Annotated in this window: 17 protein-coding genes; 9 read left to right on the top strand and 8 right to left on the bottom strand. The window is 69.8% G+C overall.

Going from position 1 to position 21576, the window contains the following annotated elements; translation table 11 throughout:
- The first annotated feature begins 48 nt into the window (after positions 1-48).
- Positions 49-1854 carry a penicillin-binding transpeptidase domain-containing protein gene (locus tag BKN51_RS23175; protein ID WP_101609601.1) on the top strand — a complete coding sequence of 602 codons (1806 nt, stop codon included), beginning with the start codon at positions 49-51 and terminating at the stop codon, positions 1852-1854.
- Between the two features lie 23 nt (positions 1855-1877).
- Positions 1878-2735: a type I methionyl aminopeptidase gene (map, locus tag BKN51_RS23170; protein WP_101609600.1), complete on the top strand. Its 858-nt coding sequence runs from the start codon at positions 1878-1880 to the stop codon at positions 2733-2735.
- A 75-nt stretch (positions 2736-2810) separates the two neighbouring features.
- Here map and BKN51_RS23165 read toward each other — a convergent pair whose 3' ends face one another.
- Positions 2811-3500, bottom strand: coding sequence for a FadR/GntR family transcriptional regulator (locus BKN51_RS23165; RefSeq protein WP_101609599.1), 690 nt, complete (start codon positions 3498-3500; stop codon positions 2811-2813).
- Positions 3501-3548: 48 nt separating this feature from the next.
- On the opposite strand from BKN51_RS23165, the gene BKN51_RS23160 reads away from it, so the two are divergent.
- Positions 3549-4796: a CynX/NimT family MFS transporter gene (locus BKN51_RS23160; RefSeq protein ID WP_101609598.1), complete on the top strand. Its 1248-nt coding sequence runs from the start codon at positions 3549-3551 to the stop codon at positions 4794-4796.
- 55 nt (positions 4797-4851) lie between these two features.
- Positions 4852-5361 carry a hypothetical protein gene (locus BKN51_RS23155; RefSeq protein ID WP_233223017.1) on the top strand — a complete coding sequence of 170 codons (510 nt, stop codon included), beginning with the start codon at positions 4852-4854 and terminating at the stop codon, positions 5359-5361.
- A gap of 74 nt (positions 5362-5435) precedes the next feature.
- Here the strand turns inward: BKN51_RS23155 and BKN51_RS23150 are convergent, their stop codons facing one another.
- The 3 genes from BKN51_RS23150 to BKN51_RS43255 form a co-directional block, all read right to left on the bottom strand.
- A complete protein-coding gene (locus BKN51_RS23150) occupies positions 5436-6830 on the bottom strand; it encodes a mycothione reductase (protein WP_101609597.1) in 1395 nt (464 codons plus the stop codon).
- Between the two features lie 75 nt (positions 6831-6905).
- Positions 6906-7631 carry a M15 family metallopeptidase gene (locus BKN51_RS23145; protein WP_233223034.1) on the bottom strand — a complete coding sequence of 242 codons (726 nt, stop codon included), beginning with the start codon at positions 7629-7631 and terminating at the stop codon, positions 6906-6908.
- Positions 7558-7815, bottom strand: coding sequence for a hypothetical protein (locus tag BKN51_RS43255; RefSeq protein ID WP_146044292.1), 258 nt, complete (start codon positions 7813-7815; stop codon positions 7558-7560). The genes BKN51_RS23145 and BKN51_RS43255 overlap by 74 nt, the downstream gene beginning before the upstream one ends.
- 132 nt (positions 7816-7947) lie before the next feature.
- Here BKN51_RS43255 and BKN51_RS23140 point away from each other — a divergent pair, with 132 nt between their 5' ends.
- Both BKN51_RS23140 and BKN51_RS23135 read left to right on the top strand, forming a co-directional pair.
- The gene (locus BKN51_RS23140; protein ID WP_101609595.1) at positions 7948-8781 is read left to right on the top strand and encodes a S1 family peptidase; all 834 of its coding nucleotides are present in this window, start codon (positions 7948-7950) and stop codon (positions 8779-8781) included.
- 40 nt (positions 8782-8821) lie between these two features.
- Positions 8822-9298, top strand: coding sequence for a GNAT family N-acetyltransferase (locus BKN51_RS23135; RefSeq protein WP_101609594.1), 477 nt, complete (start codon positions 8822-8824; stop codon positions 9296-9298).
- Here the strand turns inward: BKN51_RS23135 and BKN51_RS23130 are convergent.
- The 4 genes from BKN51_RS23130 to BKN51_RS44780 all read right to left on the bottom strand — a co-directional run bounded on the left by BKN51_RS23130 (position 9264) and on the right by BKN51_RS44780 (position 16847).
- Complete coding sequence (locus tag BKN51_RS23130; protein ID WP_101609593.1) at positions 9264-10451, bottom strand: 8-amino-7-oxononanoate synthase; 1188 nt, start codon at positions 10449-10451, stop codon at positions 9264-9266. The genes BKN51_RS23135 and BKN51_RS23130 overlap by 35 nt on opposite strands.
- Before the next feature lie 157 nt (positions 10452-10608).
- Positions 10609-12114, bottom strand: a complete 1506-nt coding sequence (locus tag BKN51_RS23125; RefSeq protein ID WP_101609592.1) for a DEAD/DEAH box helicase — start codon at positions 12112-12114, stop codon at positions 10609-10611.
- A gap of 365 nt (positions 12115-12479) precedes the next feature.
- On the bottom strand, positions 12480-13421 hold the full coding sequence (locus BKN51_RS23120; protein ID WP_101609591.1) for a serine protein kinase RIO: 942 nt from the start codon (positions 13419-13421) through the stop codon (positions 12480-12482).
- A gap of 600 nt (positions 13422-14021) precedes the next feature.
- Entirely contained in the window at positions 14022-16847 is a 2826-nt protein-coding gene (locus BKN51_RS44780; protein ID WP_101609589.1) for an ATP-binding protein, read from the bottom strand.
- A 309-nt stretch (positions 16848-17156) separates the two neighbouring features.
- Between BKN51_RS44780 and BKN51_RS23105 the strand changes: the two genes are divergently transcribed.
- The 3 genes from BKN51_RS23105 to BKN51_RS23095 all read left to right on the top strand — a co-directional run bounded on the left by BKN51_RS23105 (position 17157) and on the right by BKN51_RS23095 (position 21463).
- Positions 17157-18320: a S8 family peptidase gene (locus BKN51_RS23105; protein ID WP_101609588.1), complete on the top strand. Its 1164-nt coding sequence runs from the start codon at positions 17157-17159 to the stop codon at positions 18318-18320.
- Positions 18320-19867: a S8 family serine peptidase gene (locus BKN51_RS23100; protein WP_101609587.1), complete on the top strand. Its 1548-nt coding sequence runs from the start codon at positions 18320-18322 to the stop codon at positions 19865-19867. Before BKN51_RS23105 ends, BKN51_RS23100 begins: the two co-directional genes overlap by 1 nt.
- Positions 19868-19939: 72 nt before the next feature.
- Positions 19940-21463, top strand: coding sequence for a phytoene desaturase family protein (locus BKN51_RS23095; RefSeq protein WP_101609586.1), 1524 nt, complete (start codon positions 19940-19942; stop codon positions 21461-21463).
- Positions 21464-21576: the final 113 nt, after the last annotated feature.

The following is a 21576-nucleotide window of genomic DNA, read 5'->3' as shown; positions in this document are numbered from 1 at the left end:
CGGCGTTGCATCCGGTCCGTGACCGCCGGGGCTGGCAGGATCCGGTGCATGCCAGCACGTCGTCGTTTCGCCGTCGTCATGCTCGCGGGGGTGGTGGGGCTTTCGGCGTCCGGCTGCGGACTCTTCGCCGATTCCGGTCCCGATGACGCGATCTCGGGTTTCCTCGGCGGGCTCTCCTCCGGTGACGTCTCCGCCGCGGCGTTCTTCACCGATTCGCCGGACGCCGCGCGCGCGTCACTGGAGATGACGCGGAAGGCGCTTTCCCCCGAGTCGATCAAGGTCGCGGACACGAAGGTCCAGCACGCGTCCGGGGCGGACAACGGGACGGCGACCTATCAGCTCACCTGGAACCTCCCGCGCGGCCGCGCCTGGACGTACAAGGCCGACGCGCAGGTCCATTCCACTCAGGACGGCTGGAAGGTGCGCTGGCTGCCGACCGTGCTCCATCCGCAGCTGGCCGCGCAGCAGAGCATCACGCTGAAATCCGAGCCGCCGGACCTCGCGCCGGTGCTGGACCGCGACGGAATGCCGCTGCTGCGCCCGCAGACCGTCGTCGGCGTGGTGCTCGACCCGGCGAAGGCCGGGGACCTGACGGCCGTCTCCGACAAACTCGGCGCGGTCCTCGGCCGATTCGACGCCTCGGTGACCGGCCAGTCGATCCGCGACGGGGTGAAGGCGCTCAAGCCGGGATCCGGCTATCCGGTGATCAGCCTGCGCGCGAACGACTACCAACAGGTGAAACCCGAGATCTACGACCTGCCCGGCGTCCGGTTCGGCCAGCAGGACAGGCTGCTGCCCGACGACAAGAACTTCGGCAAGCAGGTGCTGCCCGTCGTCCGCACGCTCGTCGAGGATCAGGTGGAGGGCTCGGCGGGCTGGCGCGTCGTCACGCTCGACACGGGCGGCGGCGAGATCATCGACCTGCACAACGAACAGCCCAAACCGGCCCCCGCGGTCGTCAGCACGCTCAGCGTGAAGGCGCAGGGTTCGGCCGAGCGGGCGCTCGCCCCGGTCCCGACGGCTTCCGCGCTCGTCGCGATCCAGCCGTCGACCGGTGAGCTCCTGGCCGTGGCGCAGAACGCCCCGGCCGACCCGCAGGGCGCGATCTCGCTGACCGGCCGGTTCCCGCCGGGCTCCACGTTCAAGATGGCCACCGCCCTCGCGGCGCTGTCCGCGGGGTCGGTGCAGGCGAGCAGTCCCGTCGACTGCCCCGGCACGGCCACCTTCGAGAACCGGACGGTGCCGAACGAGGGCAAGTTCGCCCTCGGTGTCGTCCCGTTGTCCACGGCCTTCGCCAAGTCCTGCAACACGACGTTCGCGAAGCTCTCGACCGAGCTGCCGCCCGCCGCGCTGACCGACGCCGCGCGCGACCTCGGCATCGGCGCCGACTTCGTGATCCCGGGCCTGACCACGATCACCGGCTCGGCGCCGCCGGCGAACACCGTCGCGCAGCGGGCGGAGAACGGGTTCGGCCAGGGCACCGTCGTGACCAGCCCGTTCGGCATGGCGGTCGCCGCCGCGACGGTCCAGGCGGGGAAGATCCCGGTGCCGACGCTGGTACGGGGGCTGGCCGCGACCTCGTCCGGGCTCGGGAAGCCGATCCGGCCGGAGGTGCTCGACGCCCTCCGCGGCATGATGCGCGAGGTCGTCACCGACGGCACGGCGACGCTGCTCAAGCCCCTGCCGGAGGTCCGGGGCAAGACCGGGACGGCCCAGTTCGGCGACGGGACGCACGCGCACGGCTGGTTCGTCGGCTACACCGGTGACCTGGCCTTCGCGGTGCTGACCACCGACGCGGGGACGTCCAGACCCGCCGTCGAGGCCGCCCAGCGCTTCCTGGCGGGGCTCGGCTAGCGAGCAGGTCGTAGGCTGGGCTCATGTCCGTTCGTTCCCCCTTGAAGCCCGGTGTCCAGACGCCGAGGCGAGTCGTCCCCGCCAGCATCGCCCGCCCCGAGTACGTCGACCGGCCGGCGCCGAAACGCGACACGGGCAACGGGGTCCGCACGCCCGAGGTGATCGAGGCGATGCGCGTCGCCAGCCGGATCGCGGCGCAGGCGCTCGAGGAGGGCGGCAAGGCCGTCAAACCCGGTGCGACCACCGACGACATCGACAAGGTGATCCACGAGTTCCTGCTGGACAACCACGCGTATCCGTCCACCCTCGGCTACCGCGCCTTCCCGAAGTCGTGCTGCACCTCGCTCAACGAGGTGATCTGCCACGGCATCCCGGATTCGACGGTGATCGAGGACGGCGACATCTGCAACATCGACGTCACCGCGTTCATCGGCAGCGTCCACGGCGACACCAACGCGACGTTCCTGGCGGGTGACGTCTCCGAGGAGGCGCGGCTGCTGGTCGAGCGCACGCGTGAGGCGACCATGCGCGCCATCAAGGCCGTGCGACCCGGCAGGCAGCTCAACGTGATCGGCCGTGTCATCGAGGCGTACGCGAAGCGGTTCGACTACGGCGTCGTGCGCGACTTCACCGGCCACGGCGTCGGCCCGGCGTTCCACACGGCGCCGACCGTGCTGCACTACGAGGAGCCGTCGGTCGACACGGTCATCGAGCAGGGCATGACCTTCACGATCGAGCCGATGATCACCCTCGGCACCATCGACTACGACATCTGGGCCGACGACTGGACCGTCACCACCAAGGACAAGAAATGGACCGCCCAATTCGAGCACACCCTCGTGGTGACCGAAGACGGCGCCGAGATCCTCACGCTGCCCTGACGTGAGTCGAAAGGGCCCTTCACCGCATGAAACGCGGTGAAGGGCCCTTTTTACGTGGGACGCGGGAAAGTCCCCTCAGCTCTCGTCCTGCTCCACCCTGGCGAGCAGCTCGTCGAGGAAACCGCACGCCTCGGAGGCGGCCCGGTCGGCGTCGCCGTCGGCGATGGCCTCGGCGAGCCCTTCGTGGCCGATCTCCGGCAGGTACTCGCCGCCCGGCGTCACGTTCGACGTCGCGGCCACGCTGGCCGTGATCACCTCGGTGAGCCCGCGGTACATCTCGGTCAGCAGGGTGTTGTGTCCACTTTGGACGACGGCGAAGTGGAATTCCGCGTCGAGACGGGCGAAGTCCTCCCAGTGGCGCTCCCGCAGTTCGAGATTGCGGCGTTCTAGCAGTGAGCGGAGCTCGGTGACCTCCTCATCGGTCCGCGATCTCGCAGCGAGCCGGGCGCCCTCGACTTCGAGGATGCGCCGCACCTGCAGCACCTCGCGCAGTTCCGAACCGCACAACCGCCGGATGGCGCCCGAGACCTCGCTCGTGGCCCGTACGTAGGTGCCGTCGCCCTGCCGGACTTCGAGCAGCCCGGTATGCGCCAGCGCGCGAACGGCCTCACGGACGGTGTTGCGCCCGACCCCGAGCTGTCCTGCCAGCTCCGGTTCGGTCGGAATCCGCTGCCCGATGGGCCATTCTCCCTGCGTGACGGCGTCACGCAGCTGCTCGATGACCTGATCGACCAGGCCGGCACGGCGCGTGGTGGCCAATGGCACAGCGTTGTCCCTTCATCCAATCATCCTATGTATGTGATACTAGCCGACGTGCGTGTCGACTCCCGAGAACCCGTTTCCCCGTTCGATGACCGTCTTGAACTCGAAGGCGCGATCGAAACGGAGTGGCGGCCGGGAGTGATCTCCGGCGGTGTCCTGCTCGGCGTCGCGGTGGTCCTGGTCGCCCTCAACCTGCGCCCGGCGATCACCAGCGTCGGCCCGATCCTCGGCGAGATGCGCGACGACCTCGGCGCCACGGCGACCTGGGCCGGCGTGCTCACCACCCTCCCCGGCCTCTGTTTCGCCGCCGCCGGCCTCGCCGCTCCCGCGCTGGCCCGCCGGTTCGGCGTCGGCGCCGCCATCGCGTCCGCGCTGTCGGTACTGGCCGTCGGCCTGGTGCTGCGCGTGATCGACGGACCGTACGTCGTGCTCGGGGGAACCCTGGTGGCCACGGCGGGAATCGCGCTGGCGAACGTGCTGATCCCAGTCGTCATCAAGGACTCCTTCCCGGCGCGTGTTGGCATGATGACCGGCGTGTACACCGCCGCCCTGCAGGGCGGAGGCGCCCTGGGGTCCGCGCTCACCCCTCCCTTGGAGAACGCGTTCGGCGGCTGGCGCCAAGGTCTGGGCGCCTGGTCGGTACTGGCGGTGCTCGCACTCCTCGTCTGGATTCTCGCAGCCCGCGGTACGGGGCGTGCGACCGTTGCCGAGGCAGGCAAGCAGGGTAGCGGGCGTTCGCTCCTGCGTAGCCCCCTTGCGTGGATGGTCACCCTTTTCTTCGGCACTCAGGCCTTTTTGGCCTACGTCGTGATGGGCTGGCTGCCGGAGGTGATGATCGACGCCGGAGTAAGCAAGGGTGACTCCGGCCTGCTGCTCGGGCTGATCTCGCTCATCGCCGTCCCGATCAGTCTCGTGGTCGCGCCGATGGCCGCGCGGCACCGCAGCCAGAGCCCGTGGATCGTCGGGCTGGGCGTCTTCGGCTTCGCGGGCATGGTCGGCATGATGATCGCCCCGGCCGCCTCGCCGCTGCTCTGGTGTCTCCTCATCGGGCTCGGCATGAGCGTCTTCTCCCTCGCGCTGACGGTGATCGCGCTGCGGGCGCGCACCGGCGCGGACACCGCGCGGCTGTCGGGGATGGCACAGGGCATCGGCTACCTGATGGCGGCCGTCGGGCCGTTCCTCTTCGGGCTCCTCCACGACCTCACCGAGGGCTGGACCGTGCCCTGGATCATGATGCTCGTGGTCTTCGTCGCGCAGATGACCTTCGGCGCTCTCGCCGGTCGCCGCCGCTTCGTCTGAACACGTTCAAAAAACTTCTTGACCCCGCTCGGGGCGGAGCCATAACCTGAACGAGTTGAACCTGTTCAAAAACTTGGTTCTGGGGGTCGGCGTGGTGGAGGAACTGGCGTACGGGACAGCTCTGGCCTGCTTCGCAGCGGTGTGTGTCGTCTTGGCACCGTCGCGGCCGGCGGCCGCGGTTTCGCCGTCCGAGTTCTACCGCGCCGTGGACCGGGTGTGCGTACAGGTGGGGACGGACAGCAGTGCGATCCAGCGCTACTGGCCGGACCCTGAGGGGGACGTCGCGACGGAGCAGCGCAAGTGGCAGCACTTCGTCGCGACGAGGGTGGGCGAGGCCAAGGACGTCCTCAAGGGGGCGGCGGGGGTCCGCACGGTGCCGGGAGGGGCGGCATCGGCGCGGGAGGAGTTCTTGGCGGCCGTCCACGGGTACGTCGAGGCGGGCGAGCGGTTCTTGGAGAACGGGGCCCGCTCGGCCACCTTGATGGGGATCTCGGACACCCGGATGGACGCGGTGAGAGAGCTCGCGGTGCGGAACGGGGCCCGCAACTGCGGACGCGTCATCTGACCGCCGGGGGATGCTATGAAGGGGACTTTCATTGCGAAATTTGCAATGAAAGTCCCCTTCATAGCATCGGGCGCTCAGTCCAGCGGCAGGTTCAGCAGCGCGTTCTCGACCAGCTCCGGCATCGCCGGGTGGATCCAGTACTGCCCGCGCGCCATGCTCTTCGCGTCGAGACCGAAGCTCATCGCCTGGATCAGCGGCTGGATCACCGACGACGCCTCCGGGCCGATGATGTGCGCGCCCAGCAGCTGCCCGGTGGCCGGGTCGGCGAGCAGCTTCGCGAAGCCGGTGGTGTCCTCCATCGCCCAGCCGTAGGCGATGCCCGCGTAGTCCTGGTGCGACGTCACGTACGACACGCCTCGCTCGCGAGCCTCGCGTTCGGTCAGCCCGACCGAAGCGACCTGCGGTGAGGTGAACACCGCGTGCGGGACGAAGCGGTGGTCGGCGGCGATCCGCTCGTCCGGGTGCAGCAGGTTGTGCTGCACGACGCGCTGCTCGTGGTTCGCGACGTGCTTCAGCTCGAAGACCGAAGAGATGTCGCCGAGCGCGTAGATCCCGTCGACGACGGTCTGCTGGTACTCGTCGACCACGACGTGCCCGCGCTCGCCCGTGGTCACGCCGGTGGCGGCGACGTCGAGGAGGTCCGAGTTCGGCGTGCGGCCGGTGGCGACCAGCAGCACCTCGGCCTCGACGGTCTCGGCGCCCTGCGGGCCTTCGAGGTCCAAAGCGACGCCCGACGCGGTCTTGCGCGCGCGGACGGTCTTCCGGTCGAGCCGGACGTCGAACCGCCGCCCGGCCAGTTCGGTGAACCGGGCGCTGACGTCGTCGTCCTCGGAGCGCAGCAGCGCGCCGGACCGGTTGACCACGGTCACGTTCACCCCGAACGAGGCGAAGACGTGCGCGAACTCGGCCGCGATGTACCCGCCGCCGAGGATCACGATGCTCGACGGCAGTTCGTCGAGCCGCATCACGGTGTCCGAGGTGAAGTAGCCGGTCTCGCCGAGGCCGGGGACGTCCGGGATCACCGGGCGCCCGCCCGCGGCCAGCACGAACCGGTCGGCGGTGATCGTCTCGGCCGGACGGCCGTCGGGGTAGCTGACCCGCAGTTCCTTGGTCCCGGTGAAGCGGCCTTCGCCCTCGTACACGGTGACGTTCTTGTTGTCCTCGTGCTCGACGCGGTACTCGAGCCCGCCCGCGGCGATCGGGTCGATCCGCCCGAAGATCCGGTCGCGGACGTCGCGCCAGCGGACCCCGGTCAGCTCCTCGTCCACGCCGTACTTCGACGACGACGCGGGGGTGGCCGCGACGTTGGCGGCGTGCACGAACATCTTCGTCGGGATGCAGCCCACGTTCAGGCAGGTGCCGCCGAACGTGCCCTTCTCCACGATCGCCGTGTTCCAGTCCGCGAAACGCGGGTCGAGGATCGAGTTACCCGATCCGGTACCGACGATCACCAGGTCGTAGTGGGGCACGCTGTTGTCCTTTGCGGCGGGAGCGGAGGTGGTTCCGACTCTAGCCAACTTGTCACGGAGACCGGTTGTTCCCGGTCAACGTCCGTTCGCGCTGAAGTGCATCCGGTCCACCGGCGTGGTCCAGGTCCCGCCCCAGGTCCAGCCGATCGCGGTGAAGGCCGCGACGGTCCGGTCCCCGGCGGTGATCATCCCCGGCCGCCGGTTGGCCCGGTCGAGGTACGCCGACGCGAGTTCGGGCAGCACGAGATCGCCCTTGGTGTACGGGTTGCAGAACGGGTTGACGTCGATCGCGAGTCCGTAGGCGTGCGCCGACCAGTTCGTCTGGCCGCGGGCCGGGCGGCAGACGAAGGCGTTGGTGTTGTTCCCGTCACCCGTCGGGGGAGCGGTGAGCTCGGCGGGAGTGGTCACGCGCATTTCCTCGATCGGGAACTTCGCGGTGAACAACCGCCCGAATGCGGTGACGACGGCGTTCGCCGCCGAGGCGTTCACGAGCATTTCGCCGGTATGCGCGCGGCCGTCGAAACCCCAGAACGACAACGTGAGATAGCGCAGTTCGCCTGCTTTCACCGGACAGCCCGCTTGCCAGGTGCTGCGCGCGAGAACCTCGGCGGGGACTGGGATCACCGTGCCCGAGAACCGGTTCCCGGCCGGCGGGGGAAGCAGGTCCGCGGTCGGCAATGAACGATCGGCCAGCACGGGAGGAGTCGGGAGGATCTGCCCGAAACCGTCACGCCGCAAGGGAAGCGGCTTCGCGCCGACCTGCCAGAGCGGTGCGGGCGGCGGGGCCGGGATGCTCGATATCGGTGCCGGTGAAGGGGTTTTCGCGGAACTGGTCCCGGCAGCCGAGGTGGACGGCGTAGGCGGCGCAGGTGTCGTTTCGGGCGGAGCCGGACTGGAACACGACAACAGCAGAAAGGCCGTAGCCGCCAGAATCGTCGCCGTCGCCCGCACGGGGTCCAGCGTGACAGATGCGTTCGGTGAGCACAGGTCCACCCGTTTCAGTGACACCACATCGGGCTTTCTCCGATTAGGGTATTTGCGATCGCTCGTGTACGCGCTGGAGTCGAATGACTTCCCAGGGTTTGACCGTACGTACGCCCCGGTGAAGGGACAGAACATGCCCAAGAAGTCACGTCGCACCCTGCTGCTCGCCGTCGGGGCGGTACTCGCGACGGCCGTGATGGTGCCGATCGCGGTCAACAGCGCGTCGGCGGACGACAGCGCGGTGGGCGGGCCGGACAAGGCCGTCGAACCGAGGATCGTGGGCGGTGGCAAGGCTTCGGTCTCGCAGTATCCGTACGCGGTCTACCTGGCCGATCGCAGTGGGAACCAGTACTGCGGAGCGGTGATCGTCAGCTCCACGACGGTCGCGACGGCGGCGCACTGCGCGGTCGCGGTCAAGAAGAACGACGTCCGGGTGGTCGCCGGCCGGGAGGACAAGCGCTCGCGGGACGGCGTGGAACTGCGCGTTTCGAAGGTCTGGGTCAGCCCCGACTACAGCGGCGACCCCGGCAAGGGCGACGACATCGCGGTGATGACGGTCAGCGGCCAGTTGCCGTACCGGCCCGCGAAGGTCGCGGACAACGGCAACGCCGACCTCTACCGCGAGGGGACGAAGGCGACGGTGCTCGGCTGGGGCCGCGTCGCCGACGGAGGCGCGCGTTCGGACTACCTGCGCAGCGCGGTCGTCCCGGTGGTCAGCGACAAGACCTGCCGCACCGCGTACTCCGGCTACGACCCGAGCGACATGGTGTGCGCCGGATACCCCGAAGGCGGGGTCGACGCCTGCCAGGGCGATTCGGGTGGCCCGCTGATGGTGGGCGACACGCTGATCGGGATCGTTTCGTTCGGCGAAGGCTGCGCGAAGGCGAACAAACCGGGCGTGTACACCCGCGTCTCGCACTACGCGAACGAGATCTCGCAGCAGAACAGCCGGGGCCTGATCGGCTGATCGATGCCTTCTTCACGTCCGATGTGCTAACAAGTGGGGCGTGAGCACCGACACCCCGATCATCGAGACCTCGTCGTTCCCGCTGTCCGTCGCCGGTGACGAGATCACCGCAGCACAGCTGCACGGCATCCTCCGCCTGCGCGTCGACGTGTTCGTCGTCGAGCAGAACGTCGCCTATCACGAGATCGACGGGCGGGACCTTCTGCCCGGCACCAGGCACCTCTGGATCGGCGGCTCCGTCGCCGTCGACTCGTACCTTCGCGTGCTGCAGGACGCCGGCGGCACCTTCCGCATCGGCAGGGTGTGCACGGCCGTCCGCTCACGAGGCAAGGGCCTGGCGGGACGGCTGATGGAGACCGCGCTCGCGGGCATCGGTGCCGCGCCGTGCGTGCTCGACGCGCAGACGTACGCGACGAAGTTCTATGCCAAGTACGGTTTCGTGGCCGAAGGCGACGAGTTCATGGAAGACGGGATCCCGCACATCACGATGTGGCGCCGGGAGGCGCCGCAGCCGTGATCACGGCGACCGCGCGGTCCACGTCGGCCTCGGTGAGGTCGGCCCGCGCGGTCAGGCGCAGGCGGGAGATGCCGTCGGGCACGGACGGCGGGCGGAAGCAGCCGACCCGCACCCCCTGATCCGCGCACTCGGCCGCCCACGTGACGGCGGCTTCGGGCGACGGCGCCTGCACCGAGATCACCGCGGCGTCCGGGAGACCGACCCGGAACCCCGCCGCTTTCAGTTGGTACGCAAGGTTTCCGGCCGCCTCGGTCACCTTGGTGGCCAGCTCCGGCTCGGCCTTCAACGCGTTGAGCGCGGCCAGCGCCGCGGCGGCGCTGGCGGGCGCGAGCGCGGTGTCGAAGATGAAACTGCGCGCGGTGTCCACGAGATGCTTGATCACGCGACGCGGCCCGAGCACCGCTCCGCCTTGCGCCCCAAGGGATTTCGACAGCGTGATCGTGGTGACGACGTCCGGCGCACTGGAGAGTCCCGCGGCGTGGACGGCACCGCGGCCGCCTTCGCCGAGAACGCCGAAGCCGTGGGCGTCGTCGACGAGCAGCGAAGCGCCGTGTTCCCGGCAGACGGCGGCGAGTTGCTCCAGCGGGGCGATGTCACCGTCGACGGAGAACACGGAGTCGGTGACGACGAGCGCGCGCGGTTTGCGGCGGGTCGCGAGAGCGTGTTTGAAGGCGCTCGGATCGCTGTGCGCGACGGCGGCGATGTCCGACCGGGACAGGCGGCAGCCTTCGATCAGCGAGGCGTGGATGTACTTGTCCGTGACGATCGCGGAATCAGCGCCGGACAGGGCCGTGACGGCGCCGAGGTTCGCGGTGAAGCCGGACGAGAAGACCAGCGCGGCCTGCGTGCCGCAGAAGCGGGCGAGTTCCTGCTCGAGTTCGGCGTGGACGTCGGTCGTGCCGGAGACGAGGCGGGAGCCGGTCGCTCCCGCGCCCCAGCGCAACGCGGCCGCGGCGGCCGCACCGGCGACGCGTTTGTCCCTGGCGAGCCCGAGGTAGTCGTTGCCCGCGAGGTCGAGTTCGGGCTCCTGCGCCTGCCGGATGCGCAGCTTGCGCACCAGCCCGGCCTCGGCCCGCTTCTCCGCCTCCACGTCGAGCCAGTCGAAGACCTGGTCGGGCGGGAGGTTCTGGGGAGCGGGGCCGGGAGAAGTCACGTCCCGCAGTCTCCCACTCGCGCTCCGGCAGCCGGTGCGGTGGTCCCGCTGTGCCGCCGCCGGAACGCAATGAACGGGCCTTTCCTTGCAAATTTTGCAAGGAAAGGCCCGTTCATTGCACGCTGGGGCCGGGGTGAACCGGCTCCGTTCAGTCAGTTCAGCTGTCGTAGCTGCGACGCGGGCGTCCGGTACCCGGACGCTGCGGGCGGCCGCTGCCGCCACCGGACTCGCCACGACGCGGGCGGCCGCGGAAGCCGCCGGGACGGCCGCCTTCGCGGTGACCGTGACCCTCGCGCGAACCCTGGTAGCCACCGCGGTCGCCGCCACCGTAGCCGCGGCCACCGCCGCGACGCGGGGACTCACGACGACGCTCGATGACCGGCTCACCGCTGGGCTGCTGCGCACCGGTGATGCGAGCGAGCTCGGCGTCGCCCGGGCGGACCGTGGTCTGCTCGGCGCGGACACCGGCGCGGTCGGTCATCCGGCGCACCATGCGGCGCTGGTCGTGGGTGACCAGCGTGACCACGACACCGGACGCCCCGGCGCGCGCGGTCCGGCCGGCGCGGTGCAGGTAGTCCTTGTGGTCGGCGGCCGGGTCGACGTGCAGCACCAGCGAGATGTCGTCGACGTGGATACCGCGAGCGGCGACGTCCGTGGCGACGAGGACCGGGGCGAAGCCCTCCTTGAAGTCCGAGAGGACCCGGTTGCGCTGGCCCTGGGTCTTGCCGCCGTGCAGAGCGGCCGCGTGGACGCCCTTCTCGCGCAGGCGCTCGGTGAGGCGGTCCACGTGGTGCTTGGTGCGGACGAACATGATCGTGCGGCCCTCGCGGGCGCCGATCTCGGTGATGATGTCCTGCTTGTCCTGGTGCGACACCTGGAGCACGTGGTGGTCCATGGTGGTGACGCTCGCGGTCGACGGGGCGACCGAGTGCGTGACCGGGTTGGTCAGGTAGGCGCGGACCAGGCGGTCGACGTCACCGTCGAGGGTCGCCGAGAACAGCAGACGCTGGCCGTCACGCGGGGTCAGGTCGAGGATCTCGCGGACCTGCGGCATGAAGCCCATGTCGGCCATCTGGTCGGCCTCGTCGAGCGCGATGAAGGTGCAGTCCGACAGCGACGCGGTGCCCTGGCGGACGTGGTCCGACAGCCGGCCGGGGGTGGCGATCAGCAGGTCGACGCCGCGGGAAAGCGCGTCGGCCTGGCGGGTGAAGGCCATGCCGCCGACGGCGGTGCGGCACCACAGGCCGAGAGACTTGGCCAGCGGGGTCAGCGAGTCGGCGACCTGCATGGCCAGCTCACGGGTCGGGACCAGGATCAGCGCGCGGGGGTGCTTCGGACGGGCGCGGCCGCCGTTGAGCCGGGTCAGCATCGCGAGGCCGAAGGCCAGGGTCTTGCCGGAACCGGTCTGGGCGCGGCCCAGCACGTCGCGGCCGGCGAGCGCGTCGGGGATGGTCGCGGACTGGATCGGGAACGGGGTGGTGATCCCGCCCTCGGCCAGTGCCCGCAGCAGAGGCTCGGGAAGACCGAGCTCCGCCCAGGTGGTGGCCTCGACACTCTCGACGGCGTCGTTGTGCAGCATTGCGTCACCCGCGGGGCGGGTGCGCGGCTTGCGGTGCTGCCGGGCCGACGGTGAGGTGTGGCCGGAGTTGAACGTGACTGTCACAAATGCCTCTCGGACGTGGCACGTCGCAAGGAGGCCCGGGCTGCCCGCACGCAGGCAGGGCAAGATGGTGTGCACAGATGGGCGTTCACAGGGACGAACCCGGCACACCGCGTCTGCATGACACCGCGCGCCAATTGATTGATACGGATACCGCGAGCCATTCGGTTGGCTTTGGAGGCGACGGACACCACTCATCCACGCCGCCGGTTGCGGTCTAGCACTACTGTACCGGACCGTTATCCGGCCTCCCAATCGGAGGGACCGATTGTGGGCAGGGTCTCCACCGAGGCTTCTCCTGGCGTGTCATGAAAGGGGCTTTCCTGACGGATCACGTCGGGAAACCCCTTTCATGACACTGTGGACGGTCAGCGGAGGCCGGCGATCTCTTGCAGTTCCCCGATCAGCTCCGGGACCGCCGTCAGCCGCTCCGGCAGTCCCCGTGAGTGGAACCACGTGGCGATGTTCCGCACGTCCCGCGCGAGGAACTCGAGCCCGCCGGGGTTGGCCACGATGTCGACCACCTGAGGGAGATCGATCACCATGATCTGCCTGCGGTGGACGAGCAGGTTGTACGCCGAGAGGTCGCCGTGCGCGAGCCCCTGCGACGCCAGCAGTTCCAGCATCGCCGAGGTCTGGAACCACAGTTCCCGCAACTGTTCCGGCTCCGGCCGGACCTGCGCGAGCCGCGGCGCGGCCGTCTCGCCGTCGCCGAGGAATTCCAGCAGCAGTTCGGTACCGTCGCGCTGCACCGGGTACGGCACCGGGGCCCCGACCGCCCACAGCCTGCTCAGCGCGCCGAACTCGGCCACCGCCCACTGCTCGGCGATGAGGTTGCGGCCGAAGCTGCTGCGCGTTTCCATGGCCCGCATCTCCCGCGAGCGACGCATCCGCCTGCCTTCGAGATAGCCGGCGTCACGGTGGAAGAGGCGGTGCTCGCCACTGCGGTACCGCTTGGCCGCCAGCACCGTGCCCTCGGTACCGGGCAGGTTGCGCCGGACGAGGTGGACGTCGGCCTCCTTGCCGGTTTTGAGGATGCCGAGTTCGGTGTCCACCGCCGCCAGCTCGGTGATCACCCAGTCGGGTCGCGGGTACGGCCCGTGCTCGGCTTCACCCCAGGTGCTCCAGCGGTCGGCGCCGTCAGGGATCGCTGTTTCGGTGTAAGCGTCTTCGCGCAGCCGAGCCAGCCGGACGCGTTCGGCTTCGGTGAGCCGTCCGCCGCGAGCGGGTTCGGGTTCGTCGTCGAAACGAGCGCGACGGGTGCGGCGGGGACTTTGTTCGTAAGACTCTTCGAGATCGTGCTTGCGCACTGGTGGGTTCTCCTAGTCAGGGGTGCCCCACCGGGCGAGCGTCGTGATTCCGCGCTCAGCCGCGAGGGGCGAGTGGATGGGGGCGGACAACGCCCCGGACAGTCATCAGCACGAGGCACCTCCCGGTCGCATCCACCGGCTCCCTGCCGGATCGCGCACGATCATCTCCGACGCCGTCGGGCGCCCGCAACCGAATTAATGCGAAGTAAGGCGAAGGTGGCGTGCTCGTGCCGTCCTTCGGTATCTGTCGCGGGGCGGGCGTTGCGAAAGCCACTTTCGCAACGTTGAAGGTTGCGAACGTGGCTTTCGCAACGCCGTCGTTCCGGCGCTGCCCTGCCCACCTGAAGTACGTGAAGGACCCCTTCCTTGCGTCTAGCGCAGTGAAGGAGGCCTTCCCGTACTTGAGGAAGGGGTGAAGGTCGAGTTTCCGACCCAGCCGCCGTGCCTGACGCCCACGCCAGCCGGTTCGGGTGTCGCGAAAGCCACTTTCGCGACGTCTGGTGTCCCGAAAGTGGCTTTCGCGACACGGCCGCTTCGCCACTCACCCCGCCGCCGGCCTCGCTCTCCGACCCCGCCAGGCGCCCTCAACCGAACTGATCCCTAAGCCGACCGCAGCCCCGCCAGCTCGCTCCGCGACCGCACCTTCAGCTTCCGCAAAACGCTCGCGACGTGCTGTTCCACCGTGCGCCGGGACAGGAACAGCACCTCGGCGATCTCCCGGTTGGTGTGCCCGGCGGCCAGCAGCCTGGCAACATCGCGCTCGCGCGGGGACAGTTCGTCGCCGTAACCCCGGCGCCCACGCCGAGAGGGGGCGACGGCGCCGGTGGACCGGAACGCGTGACGGCAGCGTGCGGCGTCACGCGTGGCGCCGAGGTGGTCGAACGCTTCGGCGAGCGCGGCGAACGTCTCCGCGACGTCCTCGTTCATGGCCAGGCGGCACCGCGTGGCCCGTTCGGCGATCAGCGCCGCGTGGTACGGCGCGGGGAGGGCGTCGAACCGCGCCCGTGCCTGCTCGAAGGCCTTGATCGCCTCCGCGTGGTCCCCTCGCGACGCCGCGACGAGCCCGCGGTTCGCGGCCAGCGCGGCACGGGTCGACGGCGCGTCGAGGTCGCCGATCTCGCGTTCGAACTCGTCGGTCAGCGCTTGCGCCGCGGCATCCTGCCCGGTGGCGCAGTACGCGTCGACGGCGGCCATCACCAGATCGGCACCCCAGGCCCAGACACCCTTGGCGCGCAAGAGTTCCAGTCCCTTCTCCGCCTGGGTGACGGCGGCCTCGCCGAGGTCCTGCGCGAGCAGCATGCCCGCCATTCCGGCGTGCGCGGCGATCGCGACCGGCGTGAACGCGTTCTCCGGCTGGTCCGCCGCGGTCCCGGCGAACCGGACCGCGGCTTCGTCCCATTCGCCGCGGGCGGCGGCGAGCAGCCCCAGCACCAGGCACAGTTCGCTGGTCACCGGCAGCAGGTCGCGGTACTCGTCGATCAGGGCGTCGGCCCGTTCGGCGAGACCGTCCCAGTTCCCGGTGAGCCAGTCGGTGTGGACCGCCGTCGCGCGGGCCGTGCTGACGACGTACGGCGCCCCGCAGTCGGCGGCCAGCTGCATGCCGCTGCGCAGCAGGCTCCTGGCCCGCCGGTGGTGACCCGTCCAGGCGCAGGCGTCGGCGCTGTTGCAGTGCAGCCGCGCCAGATGCCGCTGCTCGTCGGGCGAGCTGACGCTGGTGGGCGCCCGGTCCAGCATGTCCCAGCCCCGCGCGTCCCCGATGTGCAGCCGCGACGCCGCGTTGTTGGCCAGCAGGATGATCTTCAGTCCCGGGTCGGTCGCCCGGTCGATGAGCCCGTCGACCCGGTCCATCCACCGCCGGTGCTCGTGCAGCGGGGTCGCGCCGACCCAGGGCTGGGCGAGGACGCCCATCCCGCGTCCGGCCAGGTCAGGCCGGTCGGCCAGGTCGTTGACGGCGATTTCGATCTCGGTCCTCGCCGCTTCCAGCCCACCGGCCTGGCGCACCAGCAGAAGCCCGAGCCCCAGCCGGACCTCGCCGCTCAGGCGCCCGGACAGCCTGCCGTCGGTGAGCAGCCGTTCCAGCGCCGGGACGACCTCGGTCTGGGCGAGGCCGTTGCACGCCACCGAACTGAACTTGACCGCCAGTCTGTCCACATCGGACGGTTGCAGTCCCGGTTCGTCGAGCAGGGTGCGGAGCAGATCCGTCGCGGTGGCGAGATCACCGACCGTCGACGCCTGATCGGCGGCCGCTTCGCCGTACTTCAGGGCCCCGGCCCGGTCGCCCGCCTTACGGCAGTGTTCGGCGAGCCGCACGAGGGACTGCGGGAGCCGGTCGCGCAGCAGCCGCGCGGCCCGCCGGTGCAGTTCCTGCCGGTCGGGGCCGGGGATGGTGCGGTAGACGGCCTGCTGGGCGAGCGCGTGCCGGAAGCCGTATTCGCCCTCGCCGGTCTCCACCAGGACGTTGCGTTCGAGCGCGAGGACGAGCGCGCGATGGGCGCGTTCGGGGGTGAGCGCGGCCGCGGCGGTCAGCAGGTCCGGAGTGGACGGTATGCCGAGGACGGCGGCGGCCTCGGTGATCCGCCGGGCGGCGGGCGGCAGCGCGGTGAGGCGTTCGACAGTCGCTTCACGCAGCAGAGCCGGGACTTCGACCGCGTCGAGCAGACGCCTCGCGGTCGCGCCGTCGGCGTGCACCGCGCCCTCGATGCCCGCGACCGCGTGCACGACCTCCTCGACCACGAACGGGATCCCCGCGGTCCGCTCGTGCAGCCGCGCGGCGAACTCGGCCGAGACGTTCGCTTCGCCGAGCAACGCCGACACCAGCGCTTGGACGCCGTCGCGGTCCAGCGGCCGGAGCGTGACGAGCACGTGCGCGGTGCCGGGCGCGGGCCGGAAGGCGCTGCCGAGCGGGATACCGCCGGGCGTCTCCTCACGCCGGTAGGTGAGCAGGAGGGTCAGCCCCGGGGGCGGGTCGGTCATCAGGAACCGCAGCAGGCGGCGGGAGCCGTCGTCCGCCCAGTGGAGGTCTTCGATGAGCAGGACGTGCGGGCCCAGCGCGCCGAGCAGTTCCCGGACGGCGCGGAAGAGCCGGTGCCGTTCGGCCCTCGGATCGGCGAGCCGGGCGGGCGGCTGGGGCAGGTAGGCCGCGAGTTCCGGCAGGTAGGGCGCGAGTACCCCGGTCACGGGGTTGAGTTCGCGCGCCGGGCGGACGTCCTTCAGCGCGTCGAAGACCACGCCGTACGGGAAGGGCTCCCGCAACGGCTGGCAGCTTCCGGTGAGGACCGGTCGTCCGGCCAGTTCGGGGCAGGCCAGCAGCTCGGTGGCGAGCCGGGTCTTGCCCACCCCCGCTTCGCCTTCGAGCATGATCACCGACGGCGAGCGCATCGCGCCGTCGAGGATCTCGCCCAGTTCCGCATCACGGCCGACGAGCACGGGCGAACTCGTCCTGCGTCGGCAGCCACCGATCACCATGCCGGGTCACCCCCGCTTCACGAACCACACCGTTCGAGTGAACGCAGCTTAGGCACGTGCTCAGCGATCACGGAACCCGCTCGGACGGTCACGGAACTTTCGTAGGGATGGTGATTTTCCCTATTAGATACGTAGTCCTACGGACCGTTGCCTCGCTTGTTCGCGCAGGTCCCACCACCCGAAAGTGATTCAAGCGTGACTGGTCGTCACGGCGCCGGTCCGGAAACCTGCCGGCGCGAACCACCTGTTCGAGTGAACGGAGCTCAGGAAATGCGTGGAGAACTTCGACGTCACCGGATCGCGGGTGCGGTGCTCACCGGGGCCTGTGTAGCGGCCTCGCTGGCCTTCGCCGGATCGGCGACGGCCGCCGAGGGGCAGATCCGCGGCGCCGGTGTGCCGGGAGCCGTCACTGACGGGTACATCGTCTCGCTGAAGAGCGGCGACGCCGGCCTCGCGGCCAAGTACGGCGGCCAGGTGAAGGCGACTTACACCGCCGCGCTGAACGGCTTCTCGGCGAAGATGACCGAGGCACAGGCCAAGCGGCTCGCCGCCGACCCCAACGTGGACTTCGTCCAGCAGGACGCTGTCGCCCACATGACCGGCACCCAGACCAACCCGACCTGGGGCCTCGACCGGATCGACCAGAAGAACCTGCCGCTGGACAAGAAGTACACCTACCCGAACGACGGTGCCGGTGCGACGGTCTACGTCCTCGACACCGGTGTCGACTACCGCCAGTCGGAGTTCGGCGGCCGTGCGAGCAGCGGTTACGACTTCATCGACAACGACAGCGACGCCAAGGACTGTCAGGGCCACGGCACGCACGTCGCGGGCACCGTCGGCAGCGCCACTTACGGCGTGGCCAAGGGCGCCAAGATCGTCTCGGTCCGCGTGCTGAACTGCCAGGGCAGCGGCCAGTACTCGCAGATCATCAGCGGGATCGACTGGGTCGTGAAGAACGCCAAGGGCCCGTCGGTGCTCACCATGAGCCTCGGCGGACCGGCCGACTCCGGTGTGGACTCCGCCGTGCGCCGCGCGGTCTCGGCGGGCATCACCAACACGGTGGCTTCGGGGAATTCCAACACGGACGCCTGCTCCACCAGCCCGGCCCGCGTGCGTGAGGCCATCACCGTCAACGCCACCCAGAACGACGACCGCCGGTCCACGTTCTCGAACTACGGCAGCTGCACCGACATCTTCGCGCCCGGCACCAACATCACCTCGACCCGTAACGGTGGCGGCACCCAGCAGATGAGCGGTACCTCGATGGCGACCCCGCACGTCGCCGGCGCGGCCGCGATCTACCTGACCTCGCACCCGTCGGCCAACCCGGCCGCCGTGGCCTCCGGTCTGGCGAGCGCCGCCACCAGCGGTGTCGTGACGAGCCCGGGCTCCGGTTCGACCAACAAGCTGCTGAACGTGGCAGGTCTCTGATGCGCCGCGGCGTGCGGGCCGGTGTGGTGGCCTTCGCGGCCACCGCGCTGGCCGCGCTCGCCGCAGGCAACGCCGTCGCCGCGCAGGCGGAAGGCGTTGTCGTGCAGGCGAACCAGCACTACGGGAACCAGTACATCGTGGTGCTCCACGATGTCGGCACCATGGCGGTCGAGCAGTCTTCGGCCTCCTTGACCGGCCGCTACGGCGGCGAAGTCCGGTCGGCGTACAAGAACGTGCTCCGCGGCTTCTCGGTCAAGGGAATGTCCGAGCAGCAGGCCCGGCGGCTCGCGGCCGATCCCGCGGTCAAGACGGTCTTCCAGGACGGCACGGCGCGTGCCGTCGGCACGCAGACCAACCCCACCTGGGGCCTCGACCGGATCGACCAGAAGAACCTGCCGCGCGACAAGAGCTTCACCTATCCGAACACGGGTGAGGGCGTCACCGCGTACGACATGGACACCGGCATCAACCCGGAGAACCCGGAGTACGAAGGCCGCGCGTCCATCGGCAAGGACTTCGTGGGCGGCAACGGGAAGGACTGCAACGGGCACGGCAGTCACACCGCGGGCACCATCGGCAGCAAGACCTACGGCGTGGCCAAGAAGGTCAAGATCGTCGGGCTGAAGGTGCTGGGCAACGACTGTTCGGGCAACGGTCCCGACTCCGCCATCGTCGACGCGGCCGAATGGCTGACCGCGAACGGCACCAAACCGGCGGTGGCGAACCTGAGCCTGCGGATGGACCAGGTCGGGCTCGGCGACGACGTCATCAAGAAGTCCATCGCGGCGGGCTTCGTCTACGCGGTGGCGGCGGGCAACGAGAACCAGAACGCCTGCAACGTCAGCCCCGCCCGCATCCCCGAGGCGATCACGGTCGGCGCCTCGGACGAGAACGACAACAAGGCGTCGTTCTCCAACCACAGTTCGTGCGTGGACATCTTCGCCCCTGGCAACAACATCACGTCGTTGTCCACGTCCAACGGTGGTTCGGCGAACATGAGCGGCACTTCGATGGCCACGCCGCACGTGGCGGGCGCGGCGGCGCTGTACCTGTCCGCCAACTCCGGCGCCACCGCGCAGCAGACGCGGGACGCGCTGGTGAACAACTCCTCGGACGGTGTGCTCAAGGGCCTGCCGAGCGGGACGGTGAACAAGCTGCTGAACGTGTCGTTCATCGGCGGTGGCGGCCCCGGCCCGAAGTGCGGGGCCAAGTCGAACACCACACCGGTGTCCATTCCGGACGCGGGTGACGCGGTGACCAGTTCGGTGACGCAGGAAGGCTGCGATGGCAAGGCGTCGGCGACGCTGCCGGTCAAGGTCGACATCGCGCACACCTACACCGGTGACCTGGCGATCGACCTGATCGGGCCGAGTGGCGCGGTGTTCGCGCTCAAGCCAGCGGGAGGGATCGGCGAGGCGAGTGGCGTGCACACGTCGTACACGGTGAACGCCTCGTCCGAACCGGCGAACGGGACCTGGAAACTGCGGGTCCGTGACGTTCACCGGTTCGACAGCGGGACGATCGAAGGATTCTCCATCACCTTCTGAGTCCTTGCGAACGGCGGTGCGCCGCGGTCACGATGACCGCGGCGCACTGTCGTTTTCGCTGGGAGGCTTGTGATGGAGTCCTATGACATCGTGATCGTCGGTGGCGGGCACAACGGCCTGGTCGCGGCGGCCTACCTGGCCAGGGCGGGCCGGTCGGTGCTAGTGCTGGAACGCCGCGACGAGGTCGGCGGGGCGGCGGTGTCCTTCCGTGCCTTTCCCGGGGTCGACGTCCGGCTTTCGCGGTACTCGTACCTGGTGAGCCTGCTGCCGCGCAAGGTCATCGCGGACCTCGGGCTCGAACTCGATCTCAGGCGGCGGAGGATGTCGTCGTACACGCCCGTCGGCGACAGCGGTCTCCTTGTCGACACGGGCGACGAGGGTCGCACGGCGGCGTCGTTCTCCGCGCTCACCGAGTCCACAAAGGACTTCGAGGCGTGGAGGCGGTTCTACGCGATGACCTCCCGGGTCGCGGAGCGGACGTTCCCCACGCTGACCGAACCGTTGCTCTCCAGGGAGGAGCTGCGCTCGGGCATCGATCCGGAAGCCTGGGACGCGCTGTTCGAACGGCCGGTCTCCGAAACACTCGCCGAAATGTTCGGCGACGACACCGTCCGCGGTGTCGTCCTGACCGACGCGCTGATCGGGACCTTCGCCGGCGCCGGCGATTTCCGGCAGAACCTTTGCCTGCTCTACCACGTGATCGGCAACGAGACCGGCGATTGGGACGTCCCGGTGGGCGGGATGGGTGCGGTGACCGGCGCGCTCGCGTCGGCCGCGCGGGCGGCCGGGGCACGGCTCGTGACGGGCGCCGAGGTGCTGTCCATCGACCCGGACGGCTCGGTGCGCTACCGGCTCGCCGACGACGAGTTCGCCGTGCGCGGCGGTCACGTGCTGGCCAACGTCGCGCCGCGGACACTCGCGCGGTTGCTGGGCGAGGAGCCGCCGGAGGCGCCGGAAGGCGCGCAGCTCAAGGTGAACATGGTGCTCTCACGGCTGCCGCGGTTACGCGATTCGAGCGTCGACCCGCGTGAGGCGTTCGGGGGCACGTTCCACGTCAACGAAAGCTACGGGCAGTTGGCGACGGCGTACGCGGAGGCCGCCGCGGGCGAGATCCCGTCGCTGCCGCCGTGTGAGATCTACTGCCACTCGCTGACCGACCCGTCGATCCTCGGCCCGGCCGAACAGACCGCCGGCGTGCAGACGTTGACGCTCTTCGGCCTGCACATGCCCGCGCGATTGTTCGAGGGGCGCAACGACGCCGCGCGTGAAGCGGCGTTGCAAGCGACTTTGTCCTCTTTGGACAGTGTGCTGGCCGAACCGATCGAGGACTGTGTGCTGCGTTCACCGGACGGCCGGTTGTGCATCGAGGCGAAGACACCGCTGGATCTCGAAGCCGAACTGGGGCTGCCCGCGGGGCACATCTTCCATCGCGATCTGTCGTGGCCTTACGCGGCCGATGCGGCTCAGGTGGGGAAGTGGGGTGTCGAGACGGCGCACGAACGGGTGCTGCTCTGCGGTGCGGGTGCTGTGCGGGGCGGTGGCGTCTCGGGGATTCCTGGGCACAATGCCGCGATGGCGGTGCTCGCCCGGTCCTGATGTCATGAAGCCGAAGGGGAGGCACCTTTGAGCGACATCGAAGCGGTCGCTGACTTGCTACACGATCACCGTGTACGGGACGGATGGCTTCGTGAAGACCTACACCGGAGGGG

It is taken from the genome of Amycolatopsis sp. BJA-103, assembly GCF_002849735.1.
Taxonomy (GTDB): Bacteria; Actinomycetota; Actinomycetes; order Mycobacteriales; family Pseudonocardiaceae; genus Amycolatopsis.
This window is presented reverse-complemented; position numbering and strand designations above follow the sequence as displayed.